This window comes from Yoonia sp. F2084L (genome assembly GCF_023015625.1).
In the GTDB taxonomy this organism is placed as follows: domain Bacteria; phylum Pseudomonadota; class Alphaproteobacteria; order Rhodobacterales; family Rhodobacteraceae; genus Yoonia.
Window position 1 is genome coordinate 66,399 of sequence record NZ_JALKAH010000002.1, and the last position, 17,840, is coordinate 84,238.

Annotated in this window: 12 protein-coding genes; 3 read left to right on the forward strand and 9 right to left on the reverse strand. The window is 59.3% G+C overall.

The genetic code is table 11. From position 1 onward, the window contains the following. Positions 1-9: 9 nt before the first annotated feature. A complete protein-coding gene (locus tag MWU60_RS05835; RefSeq protein ID WP_247226263.1) occupies positions 10-915 on the forward strand; it encodes a hydrogen peroxide-inducible genes activator in 906 nt (301 codons plus the stop codon). Here MWU60_RS05835 and MWU60_RS05840 read toward each other — a convergent pair. Next, positions 912-1,787, reverse strand: coding sequence for a LysR family transcriptional regulator (locus MWU60_RS05840; protein WP_247226264.1), 876 nt, complete (start codon positions 1,785-1,787; stop codon positions 912-914). The genes MWU60_RS05835 and MWU60_RS05840 overlap by 4 nt on opposite strands. A 103-nt stretch (positions 1,788-1,890) precedes the next feature. On the opposite strand from MWU60_RS05840, the gene MWU60_RS05845 reads away from it, so the two are divergent. Both MWU60_RS05845 and MWU60_RS05850 read left to right on the forward strand, forming a co-directional pair. After that, positions 1,891-3,477: a proton-conducting transporter membrane subunit gene (locus MWU60_RS05845; RefSeq protein WP_247226265.1), complete on the forward strand. Its 1,587-nt coding sequence runs from the start codon at positions 1,891-1,893 to the stop codon at positions 3,475-3,477. Next, positions 3,474-5,876 carry a DUF2309 domain-containing protein gene (locus MWU60_RS05850; RefSeq protein WP_247226266.1) on the forward strand — a complete coding sequence of 801 codons (2,403 nt, stop codon included), beginning with the start codon at positions 3,474-3,476 and terminating at the stop codon, positions 5,874-5,876. The genes MWU60_RS05845 and MWU60_RS05850 overlap by 4 nt, the downstream gene beginning before the upstream one ends. Here the strand turns inward: MWU60_RS05850 and cysG are convergent, their stop codons facing one another. The 8 genes from cysG to MWU60_RS05890 form a co-directional block, all read right to left on the reverse strand. Then, entirely contained in the window at positions 5,877-7,280 is a 1,404-nt protein-coding gene (cysG, locus tag MWU60_RS05855) for a siroheme synthase CysG (RefSeq protein WP_247226267.1), read from the reverse strand. Further along, positions 7,277-8,212 (reverse strand): glycosyl transferase family protein, encoded by a 936-nt coding sequence (locus MWU60_RS05860; RefSeq protein ID WP_247226268.1) that lies wholly within the window; start codon positions 8,210-8,212, stop codon positions 7,277-7,279. Before MWU60_RS05860 ends, cysG begins: the two co-directional genes overlap by 4 nt. Then, positions 8,209-10,785, reverse strand: coding sequence for a nitrate reductase (locus MWU60_RS05865; RefSeq protein WP_247226269.1), 2,577 nt, complete (start codon positions 10,783-10,785; stop codon positions 8,209-8,211). The genes MWU60_RS05860 and MWU60_RS05865 overlap by 4 nt, the downstream gene beginning before the upstream one ends. After that, the gene (gene nirD, locus MWU60_RS05870; RefSeq protein WP_247226270.1) at positions 10,782-11,117 is read right to left on the reverse strand and encodes a nitrite reductase small subunit NirD; all 336 of its coding nucleotides are present in this window, start codon (positions 11,115-11,117) and stop codon (positions 10,782-10,784) included. Before nirD ends, MWU60_RS05865 begins: the two co-directional genes overlap by 4 nt. Continuing rightward, entirely contained in the window at positions 11,114-13,546 is a 2,433-nt protein-coding gene (gene nirB / locus MWU60_RS05875; RefSeq protein WP_247226271.1) for a nitrite reductase large subunit NirB, read from the reverse strand. The genes nirD and nirB overlap by 4 nt, the downstream gene beginning before the upstream one ends. A gap of 5 nt (positions 13,547-13,551) precedes the next feature. After that, positions 13,552-15,216 (reverse strand): ABC transporter ATP-binding protein, encoded by a 1,665-nt coding sequence (locus MWU60_RS05880; protein ID WP_247226272.1) that lies wholly within the window; start codon positions 15,214-15,216, stop codon positions 13,552-13,554. A 5-nt stretch (positions 15,217-15,221) separates the two neighbouring features. Continuing rightward, positions 15,222-16,295 carry an ABC transporter permease gene (locus MWU60_RS05885; RefSeq protein ID WP_247226859.1) on the reverse strand — a complete coding sequence of 358 codons (1,074 nt, stop codon included), beginning with the start codon at positions 16,293-16,295 and terminating at the stop codon, positions 15,222-15,224. A gap of 77 nt (positions 16,296-16,372) precedes the next feature. Then, positions 16,373-17,743 (reverse strand): CmpA/NrtA family ABC transporter substrate-binding protein, encoded by a 1,371-nt coding sequence (locus tag MWU60_RS05890; RefSeq protein ID WP_247226273.1) that lies wholly within the window; start codon positions 17,741-17,743, stop codon positions 16,373-16,375. Positions 17,744-17,840 lie beyond the last annotated feature (97 nt).

Genomic DNA, 17,840 nt, shown 5'->3' on the forward strand with positions numbered 1-17,840 from the left:
CTTCACATTATGAAGAACCTAACACTGAAACAGCTGCGCTATTTCGAGGCCTTGGCCCGCCACGGGCATTTTGGTCGGGCGGCGGATGCCTGTGCAATCTCGCAACCGGCCTTGTCTGTGCAGATCAAGGAGTTGGAGCAAAGCCTTGGCACACCCCTTTTTGAACGGGGTCCGCGCCATGTCAGTCTGACTGCTTTTGGCGAAGACTGGGCGCTGCGCGTGCGCGAGATCTTGCGCGCTGTTGATGAGTTGGGTGACATGGCCCGCGCGGCGCAAACGGGTTTGGTTGGGCGGTTGCGCATCGGCGTGATCCCCACCATTGCGCCCTATCTTTTGCCCGGTCTCATTGGGCATCTTGCCCGCGTGCATGCTGAGCTTGATGTGCACATCCGCGAAACGGTAACGCCCAAACTGATCGAAGAACTTGGTGATGGGCGCATTGATACGGCGATCGTGGCTTTGCCCGTGGCCGAACCGGGGTTCGAAGAAGTGCCGCTGTTTGATGAAAACCTGATGCTGGTGCGACCCAAGGACGACGGTCATCATCCGGTGCCAAGCCCCGATGCATTGCGTCAGATGCGTCTTTTGATGCTGGAAGAGGGGCATTGCTTTCGCGATCAGGCGCTGTCGTTTTGCAATCTGCAAACGACGATGCCGCGCGAAGGGTTAGACGGCAGTTCACTTTCAACGCTGGTGCAGATGGTGGGTGCGGGCATTGGGGTCACCCTGATCCCAGAAATGGCGGTGAGGGTCGAGACACGCTCTGCCCCGGTCAGTATCGGGCGGTTTGCAGAACCGCAGCCGAAACGTACCGTCGGAATGATCTGGCGCAAGACGAACCCACTGGCCGGTCAATTGCGGCAAGTGGCGGATGTGGTGCAGCAGGTGGGCCTTGGTTTGCCCTGCGATGTCTAGTGATCGCTACTCAGTAACTTACCTAGCAACGGATTCGGGAATTTGCGCGCAACGGTGACAGCATGGAAGCTTTCGGTCAGCCCCATTTGATGATGTGCCTCGATCAGCATCCCGGATTGTAGCTCGTTTTGCACGGCAATCGGCGGCAGCACCGCCAGCCCAATATCTTCGCGCGCTAGCAGGCGCATCATCGCCATATCGTCCACCTCTGCCGCGATTGTCGGGCTGATGTCGTGGCGGGCGCAAAGGCGGTCGAAACCAGCGCGCACCGGGCTGTCTTCGGTTGGAACGATCATCGGATTGTTGCCCAGCAGCTTTGGCAGAGGCAGATCACCGGCAAGGCGCGTGGGCGTGCCAATAAGACTGACGGGCTGGTCCGAGATGGGTTGCGAGATGAAATTCGACATCGCATCGTGGGCCGGGGCGCGATTGGTCAGGACCACATCAAGGCTCAGCGTCTCCAGGCTTTGCAGCAGCTCCACCAGCGTGCCCGAGCGCAGGACGAGTTCTACGTCTGGCAGGCCCAAGAGTGGCCGTAGAAACTCGATTTGAAAGTTACGCGACAACGTGGCCAACGCACCCACCCGCAGCACCTGCCGTGGTCGCCCTTGCTGGCTGAGCGTGCCCAGCAGGTCTTTGCCCGCATCAAAAATCGTATCGGCATAATCCAGCGTGATCCGCCCGGCCTCTGTCAGGTGCAACTGCCGCCCGCGCCGTTCGAAAAGCGCATGACCCAAGCGATCCTCAAGCTTGCGGATTTGAACCGAAAGCGCGGATTGCGACAGGTTCAGTTTGCCAGCGGTCCGTGTGAGGTTGCCATCATGGGCCACAGCCCAGAAATAGCGCAGATGATTGTAATTCATATCTGACATTCATTCGTTTTAAGTGAACGATATGTATCAAACAATGTATTTTTTATCTGGATGCCTTTGCCATATCCCGTCGTGAAATCAAAACGCGCGATGGAGACGACACATGCTGCTCAACGCTTTGCCCTTACTGGCCCCCCTGATCCTGCTCGCGGCGGCATTTGCGCCGCGTTACCTGCAAGATGTCTCAACCGCCAAGGGCGCCCTGTGGGCTGAACAGGCAACGTTGGGGACTATTGCGGTTGCGGTCCTGTCGGCGATTGTTTTGGCGGTGAATGGCAGCGGGGATAGCTTTCTGATTGGCCTGTTTGGCGTCGGTCTGTCGGTTCGCCTTGATATCGTCAGCGTCATCATGTTGCTGCTGGTCACCTTCATCGGCTGGGTCGTGGTCCGCTATGCCCGCACGTATCTGGACGGGGAAGAGCGGCAGGATGCTTTTACCTTTTGGCTGTTGGCGACGCTGGCCACCGTCTTGTTTTTGATACAGTCGGGGAATGTCACGCAGTTCGTCGTGGCATGGATCGCCACCAGCATGTGTTTGCACAAGCTGCTGTTGTTCTATCCAGAACGGGTGGCGGCGCAGCGTGCGGCGCATAAGAAATACGTCATGGCGCGGATCGGTGATGTGGCGGTCATTGGTGCTGCGATTTTACTGGCCAGCAGCTACGGCACGACGCAGATCTCGGCCATTCTTGCGCAAGCAGAGCAGGGGCTGGGCGGCGGTCTGGCGCTGGCGGCTGCTGCGCTAATCGCGCTGGCCGCGATCCTGAAATCGGCACAATTCCCCACGCATGGTTGGTTAACCGAGGTCATGGAGGCCCCGACACCCGTATCCGCCTTGCTACACGCAGGCGTGGTCAATGCTGGTGGCTTTGCCCTGATCCGCTTTGCCGATGTGATGCTGTTGTCGCCTCTGGTTCTGGCAATCCTTGTGATGGTGGGCGGTTTCACGGCGCTCTTTGGGGGGCTTGTCATGCTGACCCAACCAACGGTGAAAGCCTCGCTGGCGTGGTCAACCATCGCGCAGATGGGGTTCATGATCCTGCAATGTGGTTTGGCGCTGTTCCCGCTCGCTTTGCTGCACATCGTGGCGCACTCGCTTTACAAAGCGCACGCTTTCCTGTCGGCAGGCAATGCGGTGCAGAACGTGGCCGCTATTCGTAAACCGGGGCCGGTGGCGGTGCCAGATATGAAGGCGGTGACACGCGCCTTTGTCGTGGCCATTGCGATCTATGGTATCGTTTACGCGATCCTTGGGCTGGGTTTTGACTTTGGCGGCAAGTCCCCTCAAGCAGTCGCCTTGGGCGCGATCCTGATCTTTGGGGTGGCGTACTTGCTGGCCCAAGGTTTTGCAGATGAAGCCCCGCAAGCACTGACCCAACGCACGGCGGTTTATGCGGGAACCGTCACGCTCAGCTACCTTGTGCTGCAACGCGCATCGGAGTGGTTGACCGCAGGCACATTGCCCGCGACCCCGGCAGCAGGCGCGCTGGAATGGGCGTTGATTATCCTTGCAATGATCAGCTTTGGTTTGGTCGCACTGGCCCAAGCGACGTTGCCTTTGTGGTCCTATCACCCCGCAGCACAGGGTCTGCGCGTGCACCTGTCCAACGGGCTCTATATCAACGCGATCTCTGACCGGGTTTTAGGCGGTTGGAAGCGGACATCATCCAATAAAGGAGCAGCACAATGATGGCGGATACTTTTTCGGGCTATGCCGGTGTGCATCTGGAGCTGATTGCAAAGGCAGAAAGCGCGGGCCGCGCGATCCCGCCGCTTTGGCCCTTGTCCTCATCTGTCGCGGTGAATCCGTTTCTGGGCCAGACAGAGCAGAGCCTGCCTGAAGTTGCAGCCTTACTGGACCGGGTTGCGGGCACGGCGGTGACGATGCCGCGTGACTGGTATGCAGCGAAGATCGCGGACGGAACAATCGACGATGCCGATCTTTTGGCGGCACTTGCGCAGTTTCCGGGTGCAACGGATGATGTTGCCGCGCTGAAGGCGGCGGCGCAGATGCCATCCACTGCTACTTCTGCACTGCCGACCATCGCCGATTTGGCCGCTGAGGTTTCGGGCATCGATTGGCCGGGTATCATTGCCGAACGGTTTGGCGTCTGGGCTGCGGGTTACTTTGATGCAGGCCAAGCGCTGTGGCAGACCAAACCGGGCCGCCGCGCCTTTGATGCATGGCGTGATTTTGCCAGCCGCGATCTTACGGCTGAGATTGCAGGGCTTGCCGGGTTTGGTGCGCTGGTCGCGAACACACCGCAACAGACACGCAATGCACTCGTGGCGGCGAGTGATGTGTTGGGCCTGACGGTGGAGGCTTCGCAAACCTATTTCCACCAGTTACTTTTGGGTCTTGGGGGATGGTCGCAGGTCGCGCGCTACCGGCTTTGGCAGGCGGAACTGGCAGGTGGCACGGATGTGACGACCACCGACGTTCTGACGATCCGTTTGATTTGGGAACAGGCGCTTTACGCGCAATATCAATCCCAGATTGACGAAAGATGGGCCGAGGTGCGCGCCGCACATGCCGCCCCCTTGGCTCCAAGCGAGGATCAGTTGATTGATGCAGCTTTGCAGGCCGCGGCTGAGTTTGCTGGTCAGCGCGGGCTGGCGGATACGTTGCAAAAGCCGTCCGAGATCCCGGTTGAAGGACGCCCGGCATTGCAGGCGGCCTTCTGCATTGATGTGCGGTCCGAGGTGTTTCGCCGTGCGCTCGAAAGCGTTGATCCCAGCATTCAGACGTTGGGCTTTGCTGGGTTCTTTGGCCTGACAGCATCGCACCAGAGCTTTGCTTCTGATGTCGCCGAAAAGCGTCTGCCGGTCCTGCTCAACCACGGTGTGACCAGCAAGGCGGGAGGTCCGGCCGACGCGACTGCTGATCAGAACGCGCGCTTTGCTGCGCGTGCGGGCCGGGCATGGGGACGGTTCAAGCTGGCGGCGGTTTCATCGTTTGCTTTTGTTGAAGCAACAGGTCCGATTTATATCAGCAAGTTGATACGCGATGCACTTGGCGTGGACGGCGCAAAAACGCCCGATAAGCAAGCACCGGTTTTGGATGACAGCTTTGGTTTGGAAGACCGGATCGGGGCTGCGACGTCCATTCTTGGGGCGATGTCGCTGACCGATAACTTTGCGCCTTTGGTCCTGCTGTTCGGGCATGGGGCCAATGTGGTGAATAACCCCCACGCCAGCGCGCTGCATTGTGGCGCCTGTGGTGGGTATACAGGCGAGGTGAATGCACGGCTTTTGGCGGGCATTTTGAACGACAAGGACGTGCGCGCCGGGCTGGCCGATAATGGGATCACGATCCCGGAGGATACCCTGTTTGTCGGCGGGTTGCATGACACCACGACGGATGATGTGACGATCTACGAAGGTGATTTCGCGGGGCATCAGCACCAGAGCCACTTGAAGACCGCGCGGGGTTGGCTGGCGTCAGCCGGCAAGTTGGCACGGACCGAGCGGGCTTTGCGCCTGCCGCGTGCGACCAACGGTGACGACATTAGCAAACGTAGCCGGGACTGGGCCGAAACACGGCCTGAGTGGGCATTGGCAGGCTGCAAGGCCTTCATTGCAGCCCCTCGTGCGCGCACAAAGGGCAAAGGGTTGGAAGGTCGCGCGTTCCTGCATGACTATGACTGGCAAAAGGACGATGGCTTCGGCGTGCTTGAGCTGATCCTGACAGCGCCTGTCGTCGTCGCCAGTTGGATCAGCTTGCAATACTATGGCTCTGTCGTGGCTCCCGGTGTTTTTGGGGCGGGCAACAAGCTGTTGCACAACGTCACTGGCGGTATCGGTGTGGTCGAGGGCAACGGTGGCGCGTTGCGCGGCGGCCTGCCGTGGCAGTCGGTCCATGATGGTCAGAACTATGCCCATGATCCGCTGCGCTTGTCTGTCTGTGTGGAAGCACCAGCTGAGGCGATCAATGATATCCTGACCAAGCACCCAAATGTGCGGGCGCTGTTTGATAATCGCTGGCTGCACCTGTTCACGCTGGATGAGCAAGGACGGATGTCCGCACGCTATGAAGGTGACCGCAAGTGGTCGCAGGTGGCAGAGATCACCGAGAAGGCTGCGGCCTGATCAGGCGATAACCTGCAGATGTTGTTTCTGTGAGGCCGTGTCGTGCGCTTGTAGCGACATCGGCCAGCGGATGAACAGCATCGCGGCCCCGTTGATTTGATGATGGCTCAGGGTTTGGACCAGATCGCCAATAGCGCAGGTGGCGGTCACCTGTTCTTTGCGCTGGGCCTTGGCGACGATCTGCACCTGCAATGGCACGCCGGGACAGGTGTTTTGTAGCTGGGCACTGATGCCCTCGGCGGCACCGACGGCCATGTAAAGTGCAACGCAAGTGCCCGGTTTTAGATCACGGATCGGATCGGGAACAACATAGCCCTCTTGCCGATGCCCGGTGGTCAGCACCAGCGTATCCACCTCGCCCCGTTCGGTCAGGCTGTCGCCAACTGCAGCTGCAGCGGCGCAGGCTGCGGTGACACCGGGGACGATTTCAAACGGGATGCTGCTGGCTTTCAGTGCGTCTGTTTCTTCAGTGCTACGCCCAAAGACGCCCGGATCACCGCATTTCAAACGTACGACGCGCTGCCCGCGCTTTGCAGCAGCGACCAGCGTTTGGGTGATCTTTTCCTGCGGCCAACTGTGGCAGCCCGGAGCTTTACCGACGTAGATGCGTTCGGCATCGCGCCGTGCCAGTTCAAGGATTTCAGGGTCAAGCAGTCGGTCATAATAGATCACATCGGCCTCTTGCAGCCGTTGCACGCCGCGCAGAGTGATCAGGTCCTTTGCACCGGGACCAGCGCCAACAAGGCTGACGCTTCCGCCTTGTGTTGCGCCAAACTCGCCGGTTTCAATGGCTGTCTTGATTAGCTTGGCTGCGTCGCGTTCGGCCCCACTGGTAAAAAGCTGGCGCGGCGTGTCGTTGAAAACCCAGCGCCAGAGGTCACGCCGGGCGCGCGGAGCAAGCCGGGCTGCCGCAGCTGTGCGTAGCCTGCCTGCCAATGCAGCCAGATCGCCCAGACTTGGCTCTAACACTTCTTCGAGTTTTGTCTTGATCTGACGGGCCAGTACAGGAGCCGTGCCTTCGGTGCCGATCGCCACAACAACCGGGTCGCGATCAACGATGGATGGGGTGATTGCGTCGCACAGATGCGGTTGGTCGACGACGTTGACGGTGGCACCGGCCTCTTGTGCCAACGCGTGCAGCGCCATGTCTGCACCGGGACAACCCGATGCAATGAAAGCCAGTGCGCTGTCTTGAAAGCTGGCGGGTGCGATGGGGCCGGTTTGATGCGTGATACGCCCCTGTGCGGCCAAATCGGCCAGTTCGGCATCCAGTGCTGGCGCGAGGATGACAAGCTTCGCCTCAGTTTTCAGGATCAACCGGGCCTTTTGTGCGGCCTGCTCACCCCCGCCAACAATTACGACGCGGCGACCTGCCATTTGAAGAAACATGGGAAAGGTTTTCATGCGGAAAGGCTTTCTTGTTGTTGGCGATTGGCCCAAAGAGTGCGGCTCATCTCCTGGGCTGTGGCAATCGTGGGGGCGGCTTTCAATGTCCAAAGTGCAAGTGCCGCAGTGCTGGTAATTGTGGCTATGGCGAACGGGTCTTGTGCAGTGCCTTGCCAAAGGGCGCGCAGATCGACCGCGTGGTTCACCTCATGCAGGCGACGTGTTTCAACAAGAAGTGGGGGCGCGGTCTCATTGATACGCGCGCCGTTCCGCAGGCCAAAAACAGCCACCGATTTTGCGGGGTGCCGTTCGAATTCGCCGCCGCCGCCCTTGATGATCGTCAGTCTCTTTTGGCCAAGCATTGCGGCAGCATCGGACTGTAGACTGCGATAGGACGGGTGAAACACCCCTTGCACTGTCGCAGCGGCGCTGGACGGGTTCCACATCCGCAGGACGGTGTTAAAGCAGGACCGCAGGCCAAAGGTGTTACGCAATTGCAGCAGGGCGAATGCTGCGGGGCAGAGCGTTTCTAACGGGCTGTAGTGTACTTGCGGTCCGGCCAGATCGAGTGCGTCGCGCACGGACGCGGCTGCCGATTGGTGGGAATTCCAGCCATGCATGGAGATGCGATATCTTGCCTGCCCTACTAATCGCGCGGCCAGCAGGAACAGGGGCGCACCCCGGCTGCGGCCCGCAGCATAGGACGGCCAGTCGAGGTCTGCGGCGGGCAATGCCCCGCTGACGTGGCGGCGCAGGGCGGCGGTGAAACCGGCGATCTCTGCGGCTGTTTCGCCGCGCAGGCGCATCACCATCAGAAGGGCGCCCACGGCCTCAGGTGCTGCCTTGCCTTGCAGGATCAGGGTCATGGCCTCTTGCGCTTCGTCCAGTGTCATCGCTCGCGCGCGTCCTTTGCCGCGTGCAACGATCTGGACAAAGGGTGCAAGGCTCATTCGGCGGCCATCGGAAGTGATGCCTCTGTCAAAAGGGTGGCCAGTTCGGGCTTGCAGGACCCGCAGTTCGTCCCCGCACAGGTCACATCGCCCAAGGCGGCCACACTGCGCGCGCCATTTGATGCCGCAGCCAGCAGCGTGTTGCGCCCGACGTTGAAACAGGCGCAAACCGTGGCACCGGGGTCGGGCAGATTGGCGCGGGTGCGGCCTGCCAAAGCGTCAAGGGTAGGGGTGTCGGTTCCGATGCAGCTGATCGCTGCGCTGCGGGACAGGACGACGGGATGGGATGATGCAAAAAGCAGGGCGATGATGATCCCGTCAGCCTGAATTGCGACCCGGACCGCGCCAGTCGCCGGGTCGGTTTGCACCGAGACGTCGCCGGTCGATTGCCCGGCAAGGCGCAGGGTCTCCTGTTCCCAGTCATCGGGCGTTTGGCTGGCCGCAAGCTCGGCCTGCCAACCGGTTTGGGTGCGCGCGATGGCAGCATAGGGCGTTTGGGGGCGCAACACCTCGGCGCTGGCCAGAAAGCCGTACCATTTGGGTTTGTAGAGCTTGGCAGAGACAGCCCCCGATTTCAGCGCGGGCTGCCCTGAGATCGGGTCAGTGACCGGCGCTGTCAGGCTGTTGATCAGGCCGGATGATGACCTTTGTCGTGTCCAGTGCATTGGCGCGAACAGCTGGCCTTGGGCCACACGCGGTGTGACCAGCGCCCGCAGAATTGCACGGCCATATGTGTTTTCCAGAGTGACCAGATCGCCTGCTCCGACTTGCAATGCAGCAGCGTCCTGCGGGTGTATTTCGACATAAGGTTCTGCCAGATGCGGCCCAAGGCGTGCGGATTTCCCGGTCCGTGTCATGGTATGCCACTGATCACGATTGCGCCCGGTGTTGAGGGTGAAATGCTGGGTTGAGACCGCCGGCGCCGCGACCGGGATCATGCGGGCTTTGCCATCGGGATGAAAGAACCGCCCGTCGGCAAAGAACCTGTGGTCGTTGCTGGGCCATTGGGTTGGGATCAGATTGGCATAATCGGCATCGGCGAAAATGCTCAGGTCCAGATCGCGGGGAAATTGCGTTGTGGCGGCATCAAGGGCTACATATTCGGCAAATACATCGGCGGGGGTTTTGTAAGCGAAGGCGGCTCCGAACCCCATGCGCGTTGCGACGTCACTGATGATCGCCCAGTCGGGGCGCGCTTGACCGGGGGCGGGCAAAAACGCCCGCTGTCGCGAGATGCGCCGCTCGGAATTGGTGACTGTCCCGTCCTTTTCACCCCAGCCGGTTGCGGGCAGGCAGACATGCGACAGCATCGTCGTGTCGGTCGCCTCGATGATGTCGGATGTCACGACGAAGGGTACATTGGCGATGGCGGTGGCAACCCCGTCCGCATCAGGCAATGACACGGCGGGGTTCGTTGACATGATCCACAGCGCTTTGATCTGGCCGCTGGCGCAAGCCTGAAACAGGTCGACCGCCTTGAGGCCCGCCTTTGAACAGATCGTTGGGCTTTCCCAAAAAACCTGTACTGCTTGCCTGTGATCCGCGTTGTTCAGTTCAAGATGATTGGCCAGCATATTAGCAAGCCCGCCGACTTCGCGACCGCCCATGGCGTTGGGCTGCCCGGTGGCGGAAAACGGGCCCATACCGGGCTTGCCGATGCGGCCCGTGGCAAGGTGGCAATTCAGTATGGCGTTGACCTTGTCGGTGCCACAGGCGGATTGGTTCACCCCTTGAGAATAGATGGTGACGACTTTCGGGGTATTGGCCCAAAGGTTGAAAAACGTCGTCCTATCCTGGGCGGACAGTCCGGTATCGGACAGGTTGGATGCCCGCGCCGCTGCCACAGTTTCCGCCAGCCCGTTCACGTGGTTGTCGGTGTAGGTCTGATCAAAGCTGCCATGATCGTCGAGATGCGTCAGCAGCCCGTTGAATAGCGCCACATCGCCGTCCGGGGCGATTTGCACGTGTAGGTCGGCCAGATCGGAGGTCGCTGTGCGGCGGGGATCAATGTTGACGACCCGCATATCGGGTCGCGCCTCTTTTGCGGAAGCAATGCGCTGGTACAACACCGGATGACACCACGCGAGGTTTGAACCGACCAGTACGATCAGATCGGCCTCTTCCAGATCGGCGTAGATGCCCGGCACGGTATCAGTCCCAAAGGCCCTTTTGTGCCCCGCGACGGATGATGCCATGCAAAGCCGCGAATTTGTGTCGATGTTGGCAGACCCGATGAAGCCTTTCATCAGCTTGTTGGCGACGTAGTAATCCTCGGTCAGCAATTGGCCAGAGGCATAGAAGGCCACGCTATCTGGGCCGTGCTCGGCTATGGCCATGGAAAACTTTGCTGCCACCAGATCAAGCGCTTCGTCCCATCCGGCCTGCCGCCGACCGATTTTCGGGTGAAGCAACCGGCCTTCCAGATCAATCGTTTCACCTAACGCCGCCCCCTTCGAGCAGAGACGCCCAAAGTTGGCAGGGTGATCGGGGTCACCCTTGATGGTCCCGTCAGACCCCGCCAGAACACCGCAGCCCACGCCGCAATAGGGGCAAGTGGTTTTGGTCAGGCTCATGCCGCGACCCGTGCGCGCAGAAAGGCGCGGTCAAGCAATACGCGCCCGTTTTCGATGCGGGCAGGGTAGGTGGCGACGCGGCCTTCGTCTTGGCCCTGTGCCTCACCTGTTTCCAGCGATATGATCCAGTTGTGCAGTGGGCAGGTCACGGATTTGCCGTGCACAATCCCTTCTGCCAGCGGCCCGGCTTTATGGGGGCAGGCGTTGTCGAGGGCAAAGACCTCGTCCGCGCCGGTGCGAAATACAGCAACGCAGCCAAGCGCCGTTTTGACCATACGTGCGCCACGCTGAGGGATCTCATCCAGGGCCGCAATATCAATCCAGTTGCTCATTCAGCCGCCTCCAATGACAGGTTTGCCAAAGGGCGGTAGCTGTCCGCTTTTTGGCTGGAATGTTCGGCCCACGGGTCTTTGCGGTAGATGGATTGGCTGAGTTCGAACCGGTCGACCAATGCGGCGCGTTCGTCCAGATCATCAACGATGCGTTTCTTGATCCAGTCCAGACCTACTTTGCCCATCCATTTGTAGATCCGGTCGAGATATTTTGCGTTTTCGCGATAAAGCTGTGTGACCGCTTTGATCACGTTAATCGCGTCTTGCTCGGTCGGTACTTGCACCAGCAATTCGGTCTCTTTGACGTCCATGCCCGCCGCCCCACCGATGCTGACCTGATAGCCGCTGTCGACACATACAACACCGATGTCCTTGCATGTCGCCTCGGCACAGTTGCGCGGGCAGCCGGACACCGCGAGTTTCAGCTTGTGCGGTGTCCAAGACCCCCACAATTCCTTTTCCAACTTAATCCCAAGGCCCGTGCTGTCTTGCGTCCCAAACCTGCAATGGTCCGTGCCAACGCAGGTTTTGACGGTGCGCAGACCCTTGGAATAGGCATGACCCGAAACCATACCTGCCGCATTCAGATCAGCCCAGATATCTGGCAGGTCCTCGCTTTTGACGCCCAGAAGGTCGATGCGCTGACCGCCGGTGACTTTGACGGTCGGCACCATGTATTTGTCAGCCGCGTCGGCAATTGCGCGTAACTCATCCGGGGTGGTGATCCCGCCCCACATCCGTGGCACGACGCTGAATGTGCCGTCCTTTTGGATATTGGCATGCTTGCGTTCGTTGATGAACCGGCTTTGCGGGTCGTCTTGGTATTCCAACGGCCAGTCTGCCAGCAGATAGAAGTTTAAGGCAGGACGGCACACATGGCAGCCGCAGGATGTCTTCCACCCGCATTCCTGCCAGACCGCAGGCATTGAGGTCAGTTTTTGCGACTTGATCATGCGCCGTACGTCTTCGTGGGTCATGTCGGTGCAGCCGCAGATGGATGCAGCGGCAGGCACGACGAAATCATCGCCCAATGTGACCGCCAGCACCTGTTCGACCAGCCCCGTACATGTCCCGCAGGACCCTGACGCTTTGGTGGTTGCCCGCACGGTGCCCAGATCAGTGGCACCGCCTGCGATCGCATCTTCGATTTGCCCTTTGCAGATACCGTTGCAGCCACAGATCTCCGCGTCACGCGGTAAGGCTGCAACAGCTGCTAAAGGGTCCAGGGGGGTCCCCCCTTGGTAGGCCGGGCCAAAGATGAGCGTGTCGCGCATCTCGGAAATGTCGGTCTTGTCGCGGATCAGGCCGAAGTACCAGCTGCTGTCGGCGGTGTCGCCGTACATGACCGCACCGACCAGAATGTCATCTTCAACCACCAAACGGCGGTAAACGCCGCGCATCGGATCGCGAAACACGATGTCTTCGCGCCCTTCCCCATCTGCAAAGTCGCCTGCGCTGAACAGGTCACACCCGGTGACCTTGAGCTTGGTTGAAAGTTCTTTCACCACAAAGGCGGCAGGCTCATCCAGCAAGGTCCGTGCGACGACCTTGGCTTGGTCGTATAGTGGGGCGACAAGGCCAAAGAGGTGGCCGTCAAACTCCACGCATTCCCCGACCGCCAGAATGTCCGGGTCAGAGGTCTGCATTTGCGCATTCACTTCGACGCCGCGCGCCACACTGAGGCCCGCATCAGTAGCAAGCCGGGTTTCCGGTCTGATACCCACGGCCATCACGACAAGATCAGCTTCTAGCCCGGTGTTATCCTCAAGCATTACACCTTCCACATGGGTGTCACCCAAAATGGCGGCGGTCGATGCCTGACAGATCACCTTTACGCCCTTGTCATGCAAATCGCGCCGCAGCAGGAACCCCGCGCTTTCATCAAGCTGGCGTTCCATCAGATGCCCCATGAGGTGCAGGACAGTGACATCCATCCCCCGCTCAACCAGTCCGGCGGCCGCTTCAAGGCCCAAGAGCCCACCACCGATCACGACGGCTTTGCCACCCCTGGCGGCCGCATCAATCATGGCGTTAGTATCATCCAGATCACGGTAGGTGATCACGCCGGGCAGGTCTTTGCCTTGGACGGGGATGATGAAAGGCGCAGATCCGGTGGCGATCAGCAGCTTGTCGTAGGGAACCGTGCCGTTCTGGCCTGTGACCGTCTTTGCGTCGCGGTCAATCTCGGTAACATGTTCGCCAAAGCGGCAGGTGACGCCATGCTCTGCGTACCAATCGGCATCATGCGTGACGATGTCGTCATATGTCTTGTCGCCTGACAAAACGGGCGACAGCATGATGCGGTTATAGTTCCCCCGCGCTTCGGCATTGAACAGGGTCACGTCGTAGTCCGCGCCTGCATCGAAGAGGTGTTCAAGCACCCGGCCAGAAGCCATGCCCGCACCGATGACAACCAGTTTTTGAGTCATATCTTTCACTCCGCTGCGATGGCTTTGGGTTTCGATTTTGGGGTCGCGCCGTGCTCGTATTCTTCCAGGAAGTCGAGCACCTCCTGGCGATAGCTGTAGTAATCAGGATGCTCTAACAGCGCCTTGCGCGTGCGCGGGCGTGGCAGGTTCACATCAGTGATCTTGCCGATTGTCGCCTGTGGTCCGTTGGTCATCATCACCACACGATCCGCGAGCAAGATCGCCTCATCCACGTCATGTGTGACGCAGATTGCGGTCACTTTGGTACGCGACCAGACCTCCATCAGCACCTCTTGCAGCTCCCAGCGCGTCAGGCTGTCGAGCATGCCGAAGGGTTCATCCAGTAGCAGCAGTTTGGGCGACAGGGCAAAGGCGCGGGCGATACCGACACGTTGTTTCATGCCGTTGGACAGGCTTGCTGCACCTTTATCCATGCTGTCGGCCAGTCCGACGCGTTCAAGGTAGTATTCGACGATATCCTGCCGTTCGGCTTGGCTTGCTTTGGGGTAAACCTTGTCCACACCAATCGCGACGTTCTCCTTGGCGGTGAGCCATGGGAAGAGGTTGGGTGATTGGAAAACGACAGCGCGTTCAGGATCGGCCCCTTCGACGTTCCAGCCATCGAGCTTGATTGCACCCTTGGAAATCGGGTTGAGGCCTGCAGCCATTGTCAGAACCGTGGACTTCCCGCAGCCAGAGTGGCCGATGAGCGAGATGAACTCGCCCTTGTTGATTTTGAGGTCAAAGTTTTCAACGACGGTAAGTGGCCCTTTGGGTGTGGGATATACCTTGTCCAATTGCGAGAAGTTCAGAAAGCGTTCTTCAATGCCGCTTTCCTGGGCCTTGGCAACGGCGGCGGGCACCCCGTGAATGGGTGTGACGTTGGGCAGGATGCGTGACCCTTCGACTTTGGCGGCGATGCCGACATCCATCAGATAGGTCGTGACCTGCCCACGCAGCGCCTTGAAAGTCCCGTTATTGTTCATTGCAATCCGGTCGCGTGGACGCGGGATATCGACTTTGAATTCATCGCCCAACGTTCCATCCGGGTTCAGTGCGATGATGCGGTCGGCAAGGATGATCGCTTCGTCCACATCATTGGTGATCAGAACGCAGGTCTTTTTGTCCTTTTCCCAAATCGCCTCAATCTCATCGGCCAGATTGGCGCGGGTCAGCGCATCGAGCGCAGATAGGGGTTCGTCCAACAACAGCATTTCAGGGTCCATCGCCAAGGCGCGGGCGACATTGACACGCTGGCGCATGCCGCCGGACAATTCCGCCGGGCGGCGGGTTGCGGCGTGGCTGAGGCCCACCATGCCAACGTAGTGATCGACTTTCGCGGTACGTTCCGCCTTGGACAGATCGGGGAACATGGTGTCGACGGCGAGGCCGACATTCCCGTTCACCGTCAGCCAAGGCATTAGTGAGTAACTTTGAAAGATCACACCACGCTCACGGCCCGGTTCGGTGATGGGCGCACCCTTGTAGGTGACGCTGCCACCGGTGGGCTGTTCCAGCCCGGCCATCATGTTGATCAGGGTCGTTTTGCCTGTGCCCGAGAAGCCGAGGATGACAACGAATTCACCGATCGCCACATCGAGATTGATGTCTTTCAGGACGGGTGTTTCATCGTAGTTTTTGCTGACGTCTTTGAAGGAAAGAATGCTCATCTGGGTCACCGGTTCGCTGAGAAGGTGAACATGGATTGCAGGGCGTACATGACCCGATCCAGCAGGAAGCCGATGATGCCGATCGTGAACACGGCAACCATGATGCGGGCGAGCGACTGGGACGATCCGTTTTGGAACTCATCCCAGACGAATTTGCCAAGACCGGGGTTCTGGGCCAGCATTTCGGCCGCGATCAGAACCATCCAGCCAACACCGAGCGACAGGCGCAGACCAGTGAAGATCAGCGGCAGGGCGGAGGGCAGCACCAGTTTGGTGATCTTGGTGTAGGTGTTCATTTTTAGCACGCGGCTGACGCTGACGAGGTCTTTGTCGATGCTGCTGACGCCAAGGGCAGTGTTGATCAGTGTAGGCCAGAGGGAACAGAGGGTCACGGTGATGGCTGAGATCAGGAAGGACTTGGAAAACAACCCGTCGTTGGTCGTATAGACGGCTGAGACAATCATCGTGACAATCGGCAACCACGCGAGTGGTGAGACGGGTTTGAAAATCTGGATCAGCGGGTTCAGAGCAGCGTTGGCTGTGACTGACAGGCCGGCGGCGATACCCAGCGGGATGGCGACAATAGATGCGATCAGGAAGCCGAAGAATACAGTTTTGATCGAGGTCCAGATTTGATCGTAATAGGTTGGCTTGCCGGTATAGACCCGCTCGCGCACCCGGTCTGCGTTGCCTTCAGCGATCAGTTCGGCATTGCGGGCGTCTTGGCGTTCATAGAAAGCAATTTCCTTTTGCGCCTCTCGCTGTGCATCGGCGTGCAGATTACCGACTTGTTCCCAAACCTGAGCGGGGCCGGGGACGGCACCAAGGGATGTCTGAACCTTCGGTGCCAATGTGCCCCAAGCGATCAGGAATGCCGCGATAGCCAGCAGTGGGACACCCAAGAGCTGCCAGATCTCTTTGACCTGCGCGCGTGGGTTATCCCCGGCGGCAGCCTTCAGGATGGGTGTCAGCCATGACAGGCCGAAGACCTTGAACCACGCGTCAGCCTTGTTGATGCGGGTAAAACGCCGGGCGCGGCGGGCCTCAATGTCGAGTGTATCTGGGTCAATCGCGGTCATGGGTTTATCCATTTGCTGCTTTGAAAGAAGGGTGGGCTGAAGCCCACCTTACGTTTCCGCAAGGTGGGCCAGAGCGATTAGCCTTGGATTTCGCTACCGACGACGCTCTGGCCGCTTTTCAGGCCAATCGGCAGGCTGTCGATATAGGCGTTGGGCGCGCGCCCGTCGTAGCCGATCCCGTCAATGATATCGGCGGCGGGGGTGGGCTCTTTGAAGCCGTCGCTGTCCCAGGGGAAGTCCGCCGCGTTCGCCATCCCTTCATCGACCAGCATGCGGGCGGCTTCGAGATAGATGTCAGGGCGGTACACCTTGGCGGCGGTCTCAAAGTACCACTCATCCGGCTTCGTTTCAGGGATTTGACCCCAGCGGCGCATCTGGGTCAGATACCAGATCGCGTCAGAGTAAAACGGATACGTCGCGTTGTAGCGAAAGAACACGTTGAAGTCTGGGGCAGGGCGCACATCGCCTTTTTCAAACTCGAAGAAACCGGTCATCGAGTTGGCGATCACCTCGTAGTCTGCCCCTACATACTCAGAACGCGACAGAATTTCGACTGCTTCGGGGCGGTTGGCGTTGTCATTTTCATCCAGCCAGATGGCGGCGCGGATCAAGGCCTTGGTCAGCGCTATTGTCGTGTTGGGGTTTTCCTCCGCAAACTCTTCCGTAATGCCAAAAACCTTTTCAGGGTTGTTCTTCCACATGTCGTAGTCGGTGATGACCGGCACACCGATGCCTTTGAACACGGCCTGCTGGTTCCAGGGCTCGCCTACGGCATAGCCAAAAATCGTACCGGCCTCCATCGTGGCGGGCATCTGCGGGGGTGGTGTAACTGATAGCAGCACATCTGCGCCGATCTGGCCCGAGATGTCCTGTGGGCTATAGTATCCCGGCTCTAGCCCGCCAGCTGCCAGCCAGTAACGGATTTCATAGTTGTGGGTGGAGACAGGGAAAACCATACCCATATTGAAGGGGATGCCTTGGTCTTTGTAGTCTTCAACCACGGGGGCGAGTGCGCTGGCGCTTATCGGGTGCTGCGGGCGGCCATCGTCCATCAAGGGCACGTTTGGCTTCATCTCTTCCCAGATTTCATTGGAAACGGTGATGCCGTTCCCGTTCAGGTCCATGGAGAAGGGGGTGATGATATGGGCCTCGGTGCCGTAACCGATGGTGGCGGCAAGCGGCTGTCCGGCCAGCATATGCGCGCCGTCCAACTGGCCGCTGATCACGCCATCCAGAAGCACCTTCCAGTTGGCCTGCGCCTCAAGCGTAACAAACAGACCTTCGTCTTCGAAATATCCGAGTTCATAGGCGATGGCCAATGGGGCCATATCGGTCAGCTTGATAAAACCAAGGGTAAGCTCGTCCTTTTCAAGCTCTAGAAATTCGGCCGACGCGGTCGATGCGATCAGGCTGGTTGTCGCAAGGACAAGTGAAAGTGTGTTTCTCATCTATTGGTTCCTTTCAGTGCCAAGATGGCCAAAACGAAAAAAAGCCGCGCGTCAGGTTCACGGGGGAGGAGCTCCGTGTTCCAAACGAGCGGCTTTG

Coding starts and splice junctions, on each gene's coding strand:
- MWU60_RS05835 (WP_247226263.1), top strand. CDS start 10: ATGAAGAACCTAACACTGAAACAGCTGCGCTATTTCGAGGCCTTGGCC.
- MWU60_RS05840 (WP_247226264.1), bottom strand. CDS start 1,787: ATGTCAGATATGAATTACAATCATCTGCGCTATTTCTGGGCTGTGGCC.
- MWU60_RS05845 (WP_247226265.1), top strand. CDS start 1,891: ATGCTGCTCAACGCTTTGCCCTTACTGGCCCCCCTGATCCTGCTCGCG.
- MWU60_RS05850 (WP_247226266.1), top strand. CDS start 3,474: ATGATGGCGGATACTTTTTCGGGCTATGCCGGTGTGCATCTGGAGCTG.
- cysG (WP_247226267.1), bottom strand. CDS start 7,280: ATGAAAACCTTTCCCATGTTTCTTCAAATGGCAGGTCGCCGCGTCGTA.
- MWU60_RS05860 (WP_247226268.1), bottom strand. CDS start 8,212: ATGAGCCTTGCACCCTTTGTCCAGATCGTTGCACGCGGCAAAGGACGC.
- MWU60_RS05865 (WP_247226269.1), bottom strand. CDS start 10,785: ATGAGCCTGACCAAAACCACTTGCCCCTATTGCGGCGTGGGCTGCGGT.
- nirD (WP_247226270.1), bottom strand. CDS start 11,117: ATGAGCAACTGGATTGATATTGCGGCCCTGGATGAGATCCCTCAGCGT.
- nirB (WP_247226271.1), bottom strand. CDS start 13,546: ATGACTCAAAAACTGGTTGTCATCGGTGCGGGCATGGCTTCTGGCCGG.
- MWU60_RS05880 (WP_247226272.1), bottom strand. CDS start 15,216: ATGAGCATTCTTTCCTTCAAAGACGTCAGCAAAAACTACGATGAAACA.
- MWU60_RS05885 (WP_247226859.1), bottom strand. CDS start 16,295: ATGACCGCGATTGACCCAGATACACTCGACATTGAGGCCCGCCGCGCC.
- MWU60_RS05890 (WP_247226273.1), bottom strand. CDS start 17,743: ATGAGAAACACACTTTCACTTGTCCTTGCGACAACCAGCCTGATCGCA.